The 14,024-nt window shown below is 46.5% G+C and carries 14 protein-coding genes; 10 read left to right on the forward strand and 4 right to left on the reverse strand.

Annotated elements, in window-relative coordinates:
- Positions 1-286 precede the first annotated feature (286 nt).
- Positions 287-727: a CBS domain-containing protein gene (locus BLO31_RS01220; protein ID WP_070962509.1), complete on the reverse strand. Its 441-nt coding sequence runs from the start codon at positions 725-727 to the stop codon at positions 287-289.
- 211 nt (positions 728-938) lie between these two features.
- Here BLO31_RS01220 and queA point away from each other — a divergent pair, with 211 nt between their 5' ends.
- The 7 genes from queA to mepA all read left to right on the forward strand — a co-directional run bounded on the left by queA (position 939) and on the right by mepA (position 7,982).
- Entirely contained in the window at positions 939-1,994 is a 1,056-nt protein-coding gene (gene queA / locus BLO31_RS01225) for a tRNA preQ1(34) S-adenosylmethionine ribosyltransferase-isomerase QueA (protein WP_070962510.1), read from the forward strand.
- A gap of 211 nt (positions 1,995-2,205) precedes the next feature.
- Positions 2,206-3,336 carry a tRNA guanosine(34) transglycosylase Tgt gene (gene tgt, locus BLO31_RS01230; protein WP_070962511.1) on the forward strand — a complete coding sequence of 377 codons (1,131 nt, stop codon included), beginning with the start codon at positions 2,206-2,208 and terminating at the stop codon, positions 3,334-3,336.
- Positions 3,337-3,469: 133 nt separating this feature from the next.
- Positions 3,470-3,796, forward strand: a complete 327-nt coding sequence (yajC, locus tag BLO31_RS01235; protein WP_070962512.1) for a preprotein translocase subunit YajC — start codon at positions 3,470-3,472, stop codon at positions 3,794-3,796.
- Positions 3,797-3,817: 21 nt separating this feature from the next.
- Complete coding sequence (gene secD, locus BLO31_RS01240; RefSeq protein WP_084659572.1) at positions 3,818-5,674, forward strand: protein translocase subunit SecD; 1,857 nt, start codon at positions 3,818-3,820, stop codon at positions 5,672-5,674.
- 13 nt (positions 5,675-5,687) lie between these two features.
- Complete coding sequence (gene secF / locus BLO31_RS01245) at positions 5,688-6,635, forward strand: protein translocase subunit SecF (protein WP_070962514.1); 948 nt, start codon at positions 5,688-5,690, stop codon at positions 6,633-6,635.
- A gap of 145 nt (positions 6,636-6,780) precedes the next feature.
- The gene (locus BLO31_RS01250; protein ID WP_070962515.1) at positions 6,781-7,113 is read left to right on the forward strand and encodes a DUF1904 domain-containing protein; all 333 of its coding nucleotides are present in this window, start codon (positions 6,781-6,783) and stop codon (positions 7,111-7,113) included.
- Positions 7,114-7,142: 29 nt separating this feature from the next.
- Entirely contained in the window at positions 7,143-7,982 is an 840-nt protein-coding gene (gene mepA / locus BLO31_RS01255) for a penicillin-insensitive murein endopeptidase (protein WP_070962516.1), read from the forward strand.
- A 14-nt stretch (positions 7,983-7,996) separates the two neighbouring features.
- On the opposite strand, the gene BLO31_RS01260 is transcribed toward mepA, so the two are convergent.
- From BLO31_RS01260 to rdgC, 3 genes are all read right to left on the reverse strand, one after another.
- Complete coding sequence (locus tag BLO31_RS01260; protein ID WP_070962517.1) at positions 7,997-8,251, reverse strand: YfhL family 4Fe-4S dicluster ferredoxin; 255 nt, start codon at positions 8,249-8,251, stop codon at positions 7,997-7,999.
- 2 nt (positions 8,252-8,253) lie between these two features.
- Positions 8,254-9,654 carry a prephenate-dependent tRNA uridine(34) hydroxylase TrhP gene (gene trhP / locus BLO31_RS01265; RefSeq protein ID WP_070962518.1) on the reverse strand — a complete coding sequence of 467 codons (1,401 nt, stop codon included), beginning with the start codon at positions 9,652-9,654 and terminating at the stop codon, positions 8,254-8,256.
- 172 nt (positions 9,655-9,826) lie between these two features.
- Complete coding sequence (gene rdgC, locus BLO31_RS01270) at positions 9,827-10,741, reverse strand: recombination-associated protein RdgC (protein WP_070962519.1); 915 nt, start codon at positions 10,739-10,741, stop codon at positions 9,827-9,829.
- Between the two features lie 304 nt (positions 10,742-11,045).
- Between rdgC and phoB the strand changes: the two genes are divergently transcribed.
- The 3 genes from phoB to BLO31_RS01285 are packed head-to-tail and all read left to right on the forward strand — an operon-like array spanning position 11,046 to position 14,015.
- Positions 11,046-11,735, forward strand: a complete 690-nt coding sequence (gene phoB / locus BLO31_RS01275) for a phosphate regulon transcriptional regulator PhoB (protein WP_070962520.1) — start codon at positions 11,046-11,048, stop codon at positions 11,733-11,735.
- A 20-nt stretch (positions 11,736-11,755) separates the two neighbouring features.
- Complete coding sequence (gene phoR / locus BLO31_RS01280; protein ID WP_070962521.1) at positions 11,756-13,054, forward strand: phosphate regulon sensor histidine kinase PhoR; 1,299 nt, start codon at positions 11,756-11,758, stop codon at positions 13,052-13,054.
- Position 13,055: 1 nt separating this feature from the next.
- Complete coding sequence (locus BLO31_RS01285) at positions 13,056-14,015, forward strand: PstS family phosphate ABC transporter substrate-binding protein (RefSeq protein ID WP_070962522.1); 960 nt, start codon at positions 13,056-13,058, stop codon at positions 14,013-14,015.
- The last annotated feature ends 9 nt before the right edge of the window (positions 14,016-14,024 follow it).

Consider the following 14,024-nt stretch of genomic DNA (forward strand, 5'->3'; position numbering starts at 1 on the left):
TTATTCTTACCTAAGCGCTAATCGTTGTTTTTTTTATAGTTTTTTATAATTTATTCATAAATTGTTACGGGTTTAAGAATCTAGTGTCAATAGTGACTATGCAAAAAGCATGGTTATATGCAATTTATTCAACTACCCAATAGTAAGAGTAGAAGAATGTTTGCAGTTTTCTAGTGAATGTGGTGGGATTTATGTGTTTCTTTTTTGAGGTCAGATTAGATAAGCAATCTCTTAGAAAGCTCTGATAAGCTCCCTAAGAGTCTCGGACGTCGATAGAGAAGAGTGATCACCACTCTTCGGATGGTTCACTTTCTTCTTGTAACTCAAGTAGATTAATTGCGATCGTAACAAAGTCGCTGTCGGTAATAATTCCAACCAGTTCACCTTGGTCAACCACTGGAAGGCAACCGACTTTGTGTTTTTGCATATAAATGGCGCTCTGTTTTAGCCCAGCTTTTGGTGCCACGTTCATCACGTTGCTACACATCACCTCGTTAAGAGGAGTACTCAAGGTGAATGCTTGACTTTCCGGTAGGTGTTGTAAGCTCGATTCTTGCGCGGCGAGCACGTCTCTTTGGGTAACGACTCCCAGCAAGCGTCTTTCCGCATCAACGATTGGAATATGACGAATATCGAGCGCTTCCATCGTATCTTTAGCATCTGATAAAGTATGAGACCGCAGCAGAGTGTGAGGATTGCGTGTCATCATGTCTTCAACCTTAATCATGGCTGCCTCCTACGTTCTAATATGTACTCTTTAACTATAGTTTTTTTCCCGCCGTTTAACTGAGAGCTAGTTCGTTTTTATTGTCATAACCACGTAAATATTATGTCTTATTGAGTGTCTCAGTTTATTACACATCAGCCTTGCTATTGCGACCACTCCGCCTATACTAGTCGGCTGCAAAATTACTACCCGGTCAGAGATACAAGAAATCATGCAAGTTTCAGATTTTCACTTCGAACTACCCGATGAACTCATTGCTCGTTACCCACAAGCTGAGCGTACGGCAAGCCGTTTGCTTCAGCTAGAAGGCAATAGTGGCGCATTAGTTGACGGTACGTTTTCCGATGTGTTGGATCAGGTTCAGCCCGGTGATTTGATGGTGTTTAACAACACTAGAGTGATCCCTGCGCGTATGTTTGGCCGCAAAGAATCAGGCGGTAAGCTGGAAGTGCTTGTGGAACGCCTATTGGATGAAAAGAGTATCTTAGCACACGTTCGCTGCTCTAAATCTCCTAAAGCGGGTAGTACCATTTTTGTCGGCGAAAATGATGAATATCAGGCGACGATGGTAGGTCGACACGATGCGCTGTTCGAACTTAAGTTTAAATCAGAGAAAAAGGTGTTGGAGATCCTAGAAGAGATAGGACACATGCCTTTGCCACCTTATATCGATCGCCCAGACGAAGACTCGGATAAAGAGCGTTATCAAACCGTTTACAACTCAAAACCGGGTGCGGTAGCTGCCCCAACGGCAGGCTTGCATTTTGACGAAGCGCTTATCGAAAAGATTAAGGCGAAAGGTGTTGAGCTTGCTTATGTCACGCTTCACGTGGGTGCTGGTACATTCCAACCGGTAAAAGTGGACAATATCACTGAACACCACATGCATGCTGAGTATGTGGAAGTTCCACAAGAAGTCGTTGATGCTATCGCTGCGACCAAGGCTCGTGGCGGTCGAATTATTGCCGTAGGTACTACGTCTGTACGCTCTTTGGAAAGTGCCGCTCAAGATGCGCTTAAAAATGGTACCGATTTAGTGCCGTTTTTTGGTGATACGGAAATCTTTATCTATCCGGGCTATGAGTATCAGTTGATCGACTGTTTGATCACTAACTTCCATTTACCAGAGTCAACATTGATTATGCTGGTAAGCGCATTTGCTGGATACGAAAACACAATGGCAGCTTACGAGCATGCCGTTAAACAAAATTACCGTTTCTTTAGTTACGGCGATTCAATGTTTATCCGTAAAAAAACGGAAAAATAACCTATAACTGTTAACGCAGAGTGGTAATATCCCTTATCTTTGTAGGTTTACTTAAACTCTGCGAATAAATAAACGAGTGCTAGCAGTAGGCTAGGAAAGAGCTCGCTCTTTCTCGCAAGGATAAGGCGACCGCTCTCCATACCCAGAAATGGGGATAGGGCCATTTGGCCGATGTAACCGTCAGACTGTTTCTCTGACAATTGGAGGCTTCGTGAAGTTAACTTTTGATCTTAAAAAAACCGATGGCACTGCCCGCCGCGGTCAGCTAAATTTTGAACGTGGGACTGTGCAAACTCCCGCGTTTATGCCTGTTGGTACTTACGGTACTGTTAAAGGTATGACCCCTGAAGAAGTGAAGGGTACTGGTGCAGAAATCCTATTGGGTAACACCTTCCACCTTTGGCTTCGTCCGGGCCAAGAAATCATGAAGATGCATGGCGACTTGCACGATTTTATGAACTGGCATGGCCCAATTCTTACCGATTCAGGTGGCTTCCAAGTATTTAGTCTTGGCGACATTCGCAAAATCACTGAAGCTGGCGTGCACTTTCGCAACCCAGTAAACGGGGACAAGATTTTCATGGATGCCGAGAAGTCGATGGAAATTCAAAATGACCTTGGTTCAGACATCGTTATGATCTTCGACGAGTGTACGCCATATCCCGCGACACACAACGAAGCGAAAAAGTCGATGGAAATGTCACTGCGTTGGGCTCAGCGTTCACGCGATCACTTTGACAAGTTAGAGAACCAGAACTCTCTGTTTGGCATTGTGCAAGGCGGTGTTTACGAAGATCTACGCGATGTGTCTGTCAAAGGCCTAACGGAAATTGGATTCGACGGCTATGCCGTTGGTGGTCTTGCCGTTGGTGAACCTAAAGAAGACATGCACCGCGTACTAGAGCACACTTGTCCTCAGTTGCCAGAAGATAAACCTCGCTATTTGATGGGGGTGGGTAAACCAGAAGATTTGGTAGAAGGTGTGAGACGCGGTATCGATATGTTCGACTGTGTTATGCCAACCCGCAACGCTCGCAACGGTCACTTATTTGTGACTGGCGGTGTGATCAAGATCCGCAATGCGAAGCATAAAACCGACACGGGCCCACTTGATTCGCACTGCGACTGTTACACTTGTCAGAATTACTCGAAGTCTTATCTACACCACTTAGATCGCTGTAATGAAATCTTAGGTGCACGTTTAAACACGATCCATAATTTGCGTTACTATCAGCGTTTGATGGAAAGCATCCGCAATGCGATTGATGAAGACCGTTTTGATCAGTTTGTGGAAGAGTTTTACGCTCGCCGCGACCGTGAAGTACCACCACTGGGTAAGTGATTGGTAAAAAATTAGGCATTGGCACATTATTTTTGAGATTGGGATCTCTAATTCATAAGAGTGAGGGTTGAAAGTCGTGTGCCAGAGCCCAACCTATTGGAATATTAATAAAAAGTATTAAGAGGACGTTTTAATGTTTATTTCTCAAGCACACGCAGCTGCAGAAGGTGCACCAGGCGGCGGTTTTGAAATGATTATCATGCTGGGTATGTTCGCGGTGATCTTCTACTTTATGATCTACCGTCCACAAGCTAAGCGTGTAAAAGAGCACAAGAACCTAATGTCTGCCATGCAGAAAGGTGACGAAGTTCTGACTAGTGGTGGCTTGGTAGGTAAAATCACTAAGATCTCTGAAGAGAACGACTACATCTCTATCGAGCTTAACGCGAACAACGAAGTTGTTATCAAGAAAGACTTCGTTACTGCAGTGCTACCAAAAGGTACGCTGAAATCTCTATAAAACAGCCCGAGGATCCTCGCTGTGTTAAACCGTTATCCATTGTGGAAGTACTTGATGGTGGTGTTTACCATCGCTATCGCAGCGTTGTACGCACTTCCTAATATTTACGGTGAAGATCCGGCTATTCAAATTACAGGGGCACGTGGTGCCTCTGTCGATATGTCAACGCTGGATTCTGTCACTCAAGCTCTTGAAAAAGAGAACCTATCCCATAAGTCCATTGCTCTAGAGAATGGCTCTATTCTTGTTCGTTTTACCGATACCGATACGCAAATTAGTGCTCGTGATGTGGTAAACGAAGCCTTGGGTAAAGACAACATTGTTGCTCTTAACCTCGCTCCTGCAACACCTGATTGGCTTGAAACTATTGGCGCTGCGCCGATGAAGTTGGGTCTGGACCTTCGCGGTGGTGTTCACTTCTTGATGGAAGTGGATATGGACGCAGCGATGGAAAAATTGGTGGGCCAGCAAGAAGAAGCATTCCGCTCAGAACTGCGTGAAGAACGTATTCGCTATCGCGCGATTCGCCCGTCGGGTAAAGACGCGGTGGAAGTTCTGCTTCGCGATGAAGCGCAATTAGAAGCGGCGAAAACCCTTCTAGAGCGCAACCATCCAGACATGCTGTTTACCGATTCAGATTCGAATGGTCGTTATGCGTTAACTGCCACCTTCTCCGAGCAACGCTTGCAAGAGATTCGCAACTACGCGGTAGAACAGAACATCACGATTCTGCGTAACCGTGTTAACGAGTTGGGTGTTGCTGAGCCATTGGTGCAACGTCAAGGTGCTAGCCGCATCGTGGTTGAGCTACCAGGTGTTCAGGATACCGCTCGCGCGAAAGAGATCTTAGGTGCAACGGCAACTCTAGAATTTAGAGAAGTGGATGACAAAGCTGATTTAGCGGCCGCTGCGAGTGGTCGAGCTCCTGCGGGTAGCGAAATCAAGCAAGATCGCGACGGTCGTCCAGTGGTACTGAAAAAACGCATTATCCTGAGCGGTGCAAACATCACTGATGCAAGTTCTAGCGTGGATGAATACGGTCGTCCTCAAGTTAACATCTCGCTAGACAGCGAAGGTGGTAACAAGATGTCGGCTTACTCACGTCAGAATGTGGGCAAGTTGATGGCGACGGTATTTGCTGAGTACAAAGACAGTGGTCGACGCACTCCAGAAGGCAAAGTTGTACTGTCTAAGCACGAAGAAGTGATTAACCAAGCGACGATTCAAACGGCGTTGGGACGCAACTTCCGAATTACTGGTATTGATTCGGCGGCTGAAGCGCACAACCTAGCGCTGCTACTTCGTGCAGGTGCATTGATTGCTCCTATTTCGATTGTTGAAGAGAGAACCATTGGTCCATCAATGGGTCAGCAAAACATCGATATGGGTATCGCAGCGTGTATCTGGGGTATGGTAGCCGTTATGCTGTTTACTCTGGTTTACTACCGCAAGTTTGGCTTCATCGCCAACATGGCGTTGGTTGCTAACTTGGTTCTGATCATTGGTGTTATGTCGATGATTCCAGGTGCAACAATGACCTTACCGGGTATTGCGGGTATTGTTCTCACGGTCGGTATGGCTGTCGATGCGAACGTACTTATCTTTGAGCGTATCCGAGAAGAACTTCGCGACGGACGTAATCCTCAGCAAGCGATTCATCAGGGCTATGCAAACGCATTTAGTACTATCGCCGATGCCAACATCACTACTCTCATTACTGCGATTATTCTATTTGCAGTGGGTACTGGTGCAATCAAAGGCTTCGCGGTAACGCTATCTATCGGTATTCTGACTTCTATGTTTACAGCCATCATTGGTACACGTTGTGTCGTGAACCTGTTATACGGCGGTAAGCGCATAGATAAACTGTCGATCTAAGGCTGGGAAGATAATGTTTCAAATTCTGAAAGCAGAAAATACGATCGGCTTTATGCGTTGGTCAAAAGCGGCTTTTGTTTTGTCGCTTGTGATGATTGGTGCAGCCATCTTTACCTTATCCACTAAGTGGTTGAACTGGGGTCTAGATTTTACTGGCGGTACGCTGATCGAAGTTGGTTTTGAACAGCCAGCAAATCTTGAACAGATCCGTAGCTCACTCGAAGCAGAAGGCTTTGGTGATGCAACGGTTCAGAACTTTGGTAGTGCTCGTGATGTAATGGTGCGTCTACGTCCACGTGATGATGTATCTGGAGAAACTCTGGGTAACCAGATCTTAGATGCTATCAAACAGGGCACGGGTGAAAGTGTTGAAATGCGCCGAATCGAGTTTGTTGGCCCTAATGTGGGTGACGAGCTGACGGAAGCGGGCGGTTTGGCTATCTTAGTCTCTCTGATCTGTATTCTTATTTACGTCTCTATGCGATTTGAGTGGCGTTTAGCGGCGGGTGCGGTGCTGGCACTGGCGCACGACGTTATCATCACTTTGGGTATATTCTCACTGATGCAAATCGAAGTTGACCTTACTATCGTAGCGGCGCTGCTAACGGTTGTTGGTTACTCACTCAACGATACCATCGTTGTATTTGACCGGATCCGTGAGAACTTCCGCAAGATGCGCAAAGGCGAACCTTCTGACGTAATGGACAACTCGATCACGCAAACACTGAGTCGTACCTTGATTACTTCCGGTACCACATTGTTTGTAGTTATCGCGCTATTTACCCAAGGCGGCCAAATGATCCACGGCTTTGCGACAGCATTGCTACTTGGTATCACTGTAGGTACGTATTCTTCGATTTACGTAGCATCGGCTTTGGCACTAAAACTTGGTATTACCAAAGAGCACCTTATGCCACCTCAAGTGGAAAAAGAGGGTGCAGAGTTCGACGAGATGCCATAAAGGTATTAGTAGAATTGAAAACCGCCGTCTTTACGGCGGTTTTTTTATGCCCTTAATGCAAAAATGAGCGAGCCCTTTGTCATGGATTTCCTAACCATTGGCGAAGTTGATATCATAAATACAAATTACAAAAAGGAAGCAAGTCATGCCACATTTACGATTTCGTGCCGTTGAACCTCAAACGGTTCAAACGCTATCTAAGTCACTTATTGACGAACTGCAGCCATTAATGGACTGTCCACGTGAAGATTTTACCTTCGAATACATCTACACTACTTTTTACCACGAAGGTGAAGTGAGTTCGGCGTACCCATTTGTCGAGGTTCTTTGGTTTGACCGTGGGCAAGAAACTCAAGATGCCGTTGCCAGCTCGGTGACGAAACAAGTAAGAGGCGTTATCGGAGAAGATGTCGATGTCGCTGTGATTTTCACAGCTCTTGATGCCAAAAGCTATTACGATAACGGCGAGCACTACTAACACCAATTTGCGAATGTGAGAGGGAGATAATGAACGCGATACGACTAATGGTACTCATGTTTATTTCTTTCTCTATATCTGCAACACCTTGGGAGCGCTTTCAGCTTCCTTCGGCGAGTGAACCTCATGCCATTGGGAGCTATGCCAACGGTTGTCTCGCTGGGGCACATGCACTGCCATTAGAAGGGGAAGGGTATCAGGTACTTCGCAGTCAGCGAGGCCGATATTATGCCCATCCTGACACGATTGATTTTATCGAGCGTTTGGCGCGCACTGCACAAAATGAGTTTGATAGCCTTTTGCTGATCGGCGATTTGTCTTTGCCTTTAGGTGGGCGATTCTCTTCTGGCCATAGCAGCCACCAAACGGGCTTAGATGCGGATATCTGGCTGCGATTAGCAGATTACCCGCTCAGTGACGAAGAACTCAACCAGCCCGTTCCTGTTAGCCTTGTAAACTTAGAAGCTTATCGGTTGCACCGAGAGCATTGGCAGGGACGACACTTTTCTTTGGTTAAACGCGCCGCTCAAGACGAAAGTGTTGCGCGAATTTTTGTCCATCCGGTAATCAAACAGAAGCTGTGTGATTCGGAAACGAGCAGCAATAGAGATTGGCTGCGCAAGGTTAGGCCTTGGTGGGGACATCACTACCACATGCACGTTCGTTTGAACTGCCCTTATGACAGCGAGCTTTGTACACCACAAATCGAACCGCCAATAGGAGATGGGTGTGGTAGTGAACTGGCAAGCTGGAGACCCAAGCCAAAAACCGCGAATGAAGATACACCTAAAGCGAAGAAGAAAAAGCGAAAAAAAATACCGCCCGCTTTGTGTTTAGAGATGTTAGAAATGAACAATGCCGCTCTGTAAGCGGCATTGTTTTTTTAAGCAAGACCCTGAATGATAACGAACTTTTCAAGCAGTTCGTCATCGGTCTCGACATTGTCGGGGTCGACAATGATGCACTTAGTGATAGGGCAAACTGACTGACAGGTTGGCTTGTCGTAATGCCCTTTGCACTCGGTACACAGGTCGGGATCAATTTCGAATATTTCGTCACCCATGGTAATTGCGCCGTTTGGGCATTCAGGGTCACACATATCGCAATTGATACACTTATCTGTGATCAGCAGCGCCATAATTACTTACCTGTTGGGTTACGGGTATCCTGGCCAGTGTTTAGGTTGCGCATCAGTAGGCCGTACTCCAAGTCCATCTCTTCTGGTACAGGAATAAAGACAAAGTGTCCGTTGCCTTTTGCGTCGTCAACGGCCTGAGATTTGCGGTTTTCCATCGCTTCTAATGTAAAGATGACATTGCCTTTTGGCGTCATTAGCTCAAGGCTATCGCCAAGCATAAATTTGTTCTTCACTTCAACTTCTGCGAGGTCGCCACGACGTTTGCCAGTGAACTCACCGACGAACTGTTGTGCGTCGGAAACCGAGTACCCATACTCGTAGTTTTGATAGGAGTCGTGAGTGTGGCGACGCAAGAATCCTTCCGTGTAGCCACGGTGAGCAAGGCTTTCCAGAGTGGTCATTAGGCTTGGGTCGAACGGCTTGCCCGCGACGGCATCGTCGATTGCTTTGCGATACACCTGAGCGGTACGTGCGCAGTAGTAGAAAGACTTAGTACGGCCTTCAATTTTAAGTGAGTGTACACCCATTTTGGTCAAACGCTCCACGTGTTGAATCGCGCGAAGATCTTTGGAGTTCATGATGTAAGTACCATGCTCGTCTTCAAAGGCTGCCATTTTTTCATCTGGCTTATGGCTCTCTGAAAGAAGCACCACTTCATCGGTAGGTTTGCCAAGACCAATGGTGTTTTCTGGACGCTCTTCTTGCACTTCAATGGCTTGCGAAGCATTAGGGTCAAACTCTTCTACAATCTGCCCTGCATCGTTTTCAGTGCCTTTTTCAACCTTGTACTCCCAGCGACATGCGTTGGTGCATGTTCCTTGGTTAGGGTCGCGTTTGTTCATATAGCCAGACAGTAGGCATCGGCCGGAGTAGGCCATGCAAAGCGCACCGTGAACAAAGACTTCTAGTTCAGTCTCTGGACAGTGTTCGCGGATTTGCTCAATCTCTTCTAGAGAGAGCTCGCGAGAGACAATCACGCGTTCAACGCCGTTTGCCGCCCAGAATTTAACGGTTGCCCAGTTGACCGCATTCGCTTGAACTGAAAGGTGGATAGCCATTTCTGGAAAGGCTTCGCGAACCATCATTATCAGGCCAGGGTCAGACATGATTAAGGCATCTGGGCCCATTTCAATCACTGGCTTAAGGTCGCGGATAAAGGTTTTCAGCTTTGAGTTATGCGGCTGAATGTTGCATACCACGTAGAACTTTTTACCCAAGGCGTGGGCTTCATCGATACCGATTTTTAGGTTCGCGTGGTTAAATTCGTTGTTGCGTACGCGAAGGCTATAGCGCGGTTGTCCAGCGTAAACGGCGTCGGCACCGTACGCAAAAGCGTAACGCATGTTTTTTAGGCTACCTGCCGGAGACAAAAGCTCTGGTACGAAAGGTTTGTCAATTGTCATTGCTCAATCTCTTTTTAATCTGATCACAAGTCAGGCTAGTCCCACCAAGTGGGATTAGGGGCGCAAATTTTACGCGAAATTGTGAGCGGTGACCAGAAAAAACTCCATATTGAGTTTGTGGGTTTTATAGAGAAAGAGAAGCCCTGCATCTAGCAGGGCTTGATAGGGTTAGTTACGCATTTGGATGGGGCAAACCACCTAGGGCGCTATAGAGATCCGGCAGGAAGGCCGACATCTCTGCACACATTAAAGAGAAGTCTGCATCAAAGCGAGCGGCCTTGTCTTCACGAGGAATGTCTTCATTTTGATCTTTTAGCTCATCGGAGAATTTGAGTCGTTTAATACTGCCGTCTTCTGCCAGAATAAATTCGAGGCGCTCTTGCCAGAGTAGGGCGAGTTTGGTCACCATTTTGTCTGCTTCAATATGGGTTCGGATCTCATCGCTGGTCAGTTCTTGCTTTTTACAGCGAATGATACCGCCTTCTTCTAACACCGACTTTAGCTCTGCTTCATCAAGCATTTGGTAGCCAACAGGTGTTTCACCTGTTTTCACCCATTGAGTTAACGTCGTTTCAATGGCCTGTTCTGGGATTGCAGGAACAACAGGTAGGCTACCCATGGTTTTGCGCAATAGGGCTAACACGTCCTCAGCTTTTTTATAGCTGCTGGCATCAACTAAGATCAGGCCTTCTTTTGGCATGATTAACACGTTGGTGATATTGCTTCGACTAAATGCGCGAGGAAGTAGATCCAAAACGATGTCGTCTTTTAGATTGTCTTTTTCTTTTTTCTTAAGAGGGCGACCTTCTGCGGCTTCTACCGCTTCAACTTTGGCATTCAGTGACTCTTTGATCACGGAAGCTGGCAGCATTTTTTCTTCTTTTTTAGCCGAGATGAGAATTCGGTTTTCGGCTACATGGGTCATCATATCGCCTTGTTTACCCATTACCGACACCCAGCCAAACTTCTGCTTATCTTGGCTACCGCATGGGGTGAATTGAAATTCTTTTAGTTGATTCTCTAGCTGATCTGCGTTGAAAGTCACTTCGCGATTCACGCGATAGACCAGACAGTTCTTAAACCACATAACGTTTCTCTCTGCTTAATTCAGACCGGCAATCATAGGCAATTTTACTCTCTAGGTGTTAATAGATTTTTTTACTTTGGTGAACTGAAGGCCGCAATTTTGTTCAGGAATAAGGAGTTAGTACGGTCAATATTGGTAGGTGCCTTTTGTTAAACACATTTGGAGCGAGTGCGAAACTTATATGAAAATTTGTTTGCAAAGGTCACAAAAGTGTCATAATTGCTAGTAATAATGCTCACTGTTGCAAAGGCTAAAACCTCAATAAAAACTCACTTAAATCAACTAACATAAGGTTAATCAAATTATGTCTAGAAGGATTCTGGTTGTTGAAGACGAAGCTCCAATTCGCGAGATGCTTTGCTTTGTTCTTGAGCAGAAAGGTTATCAAGCTGTAGAAGCTGAGGACTATGACACGGCAGTAACAAAACTTGCCGAACCTTTCCCAGATTTGGTTCTACTTGATTGGATGCTACCTGGTGGTAGCGGTATTAACTTCATCAAGCATATGAAGCGAGAAGAACTCACTCGTAACATACCCGTAGTGATGCTCACTGCGCGTGGCGAAGAAGAAGACAAAGTTCGCGGTTTGGAAGTGGGTGCAGATGATTACATTACCAAGCCCTTTTCTCCTAAAGAGTTGGTTGCTCGGCTAAAAGCGGTCATTCGCCGCGTGACGCCAACGGCTCTTGAAGATGTTATTGATGTTCAAGGTTTGCGTTTAGACCCAGTATCTCACCGTGTCACCGCTAATGATGCACCGGTGGATATGGGACCAACTGAGTTTAAAATGCTGCATTTCTTTATGACACACCAAGAACGCGTTTACAGCCGTGAGCAGTTGTTAAATAACGTTTGGGGTACTAACGTGTACGTAGAAGACCGCACGGTAGATGTACATATTCGTCGCCTGCGCAAAGCACTAGAGGCAGCGGGTCACGATAAGCTTATTCAGACTGTACGCGGTGCTGGCTATCGTTTCTCAACCAAAGCATAGGACGAGGTGCAAATCGGTAAATGGTTGAAAGGTTAACCTGGAAAAAGCTGGCATGGGAGCTGGCTTTTTTTTACACCCCTTGGGTGATTGTAGGATGGATTTTTGGTTATCTGCCGTGGTTGCTTTTTGCTGCCACGGTTTTGCAGTTAGTATGGCATCTGAACAATCAGATCCGGCTGTCAGCTTGGTTATGGGATGAAAAGCGCCTAACGCCGCCCTCGGGCAGCGGTAACTGGGAGCACCTGTTTAACGGACTCTATCGCCTGCAACAGCGACAACGTAAAAAACGCAAAGAACTGACCAACCTGATCCGCCGATTCCGCAATGGTGCCGAATCCTTACCCGATGCCGTTGTGGTATTTCGGGGAGAAGGAAACATCGTCTGGTGTAACAAGCTCGCGCAGCACTTGCTTGGTTTTCGTTGGCCAGATGATTCAGGGCAACCTATTTCAAACCTTATTCGCACCCCGGATTTTATTAAGTACCTAAATAAACAGAACTTTTCTGAGCCATTAGAGATGCGCTCTCCGCTCAATGTGGAACGCATGCTTGAGTTGCGGATTGTGCCTTATACAGAGGGTGAGCATCTGATGGTGGTTCGCGATGTGACTCAGGTAAAACAGCTCGAAGGTATGCGACGCAACTTCTTTGCCAACGTTTCCCACGAACTGCGAACCCCCATGACGGTACTGCAGGGTTATCTGGAAATGACAGAAGACCCTGATATGGTCGTAGGGCCGATGTGGACAAAAGCGCATGGAGTGATGACGGAGCAGCTTAACCGAATGAATAGCTTGGTCAATCAACTGCTGACGCTATCAAAAATAGAAGCTGCGCCCATGCACGAGCTAGATGAGGTGGTCAATGTTCCCGCTATGCTAGATGTGTTAGAAAAAGAAGCGGCAAGCTTAAGCGGAGACAACGGGCATCAACTTCACTTCGAGGTAGATACTCGCTTAAGAGTACTGGGGGATGAAGATCAGCTTCGCAGCGCAATTTCTAATCTGGTTTACAACGCGGTGAAGTACACGCCGCCGCAAGCCAATATTTTTGTTCGATGGCATTTAACCCCTCAAGGGGCATGCCTTGAAGTTGAAGATAAAGGCGAAGGCATAGAGCCGCAGCACCTGCATCGATTGACCGAACGCTTCTATCGTGTGGATAAAGCGAGATCGAGAGATACGGGCGGTAGCGGTTTAGGGTTAGCAATTGTGAAACACGCGTTAACGCATCACGACTCTCATTTAGATATTCACAGTGAAATTGGCGAAGGGAGTTGCTTCTCTTTTGTACTGCCTCAGCGTTTGGTGGTGCATTAAGATGAAACGTTATTTACGCTTTGCTATCGCTTTGATGACATTGGGCTTGAGTTCACAAGTCATCGCTCAAAATCACGAGTTGGTCGCTTATCAGAAAGTGCCAGGAATTTCTGGCAGTTTTACCAGTATCGGTTCTGATACTTTGGCTGGGATGACAACTCTGTGGCTCGAAGAGTTTAGTGTGCTTTATCCCGCTATCAACGGACAGGTGCAGGCTTCTGGTTCTTCTACTGCTCCTCCTGCACTGACTGAAGGTACGGCGCAATTTGGGCCGATGAGCCGTCAAATGCGCAACCGAGAAGTGGAAGCGTTTGAACGCGCCCATGGATACCGACCAACTGCACTGCGAGTGGCCATTGATGCTATCGGTGTGTTTGTTCATCGCGACAACCCTATTAAAGGACTAAATTTTCAGCAATTAGACAGTATTTTCTCGGCGACACAACGCTGCGGTTCTGATATGCCGATTGCGACTTGGAGTGAACTGGGTGTGTCACACCAATGGGCGCAACGAAGTATTCAGTTGTTTGGTCGCAACTCGGTGTCTGGTACCTATGGCTATTTTAAAAAGCGCGCACTTTGTGGCGGAGATTTTAAAAACAGCGTCAACGAGCAACCCGGTTCAGCCTCAGTGGTGCAGTCTGTTGCTTCGTCTATAAATACGATTGGCTATTCCGGTGTTGGTTACGTGGTATCTGGTGCTAAGTTGTTACCAATTGCGGAGAAGGGGAGCGACTTTATCACTCCAAGCCAAGCAAACATTCTCAGTGGTGATTACCCACTTTCGCGTTATCTGTATGTCTACGTGAACAAACATCCCAATAAAGCTTTGTCGCCGATTGAGGCGGAGTTTGTGCGCTTTATCTTTTCTAAACAAGGGCAGGCGTTAGTAGAGAAAGATGGTTATGTTCCTATCTCTGCGGATTTTGCCGAACTAGAGTTAAAAAAAGTCGGGTTATAACCCGACTTT

Source organism: Vibrio sonorensis (assembly GCF_001854765.1).
Classification (GTDB): domain Bacteria; phylum Pseudomonadota; class Gammaproteobacteria; order Enterobacterales; family Vibrionaceae; genus Vibrio; species Vibrio sonorensis.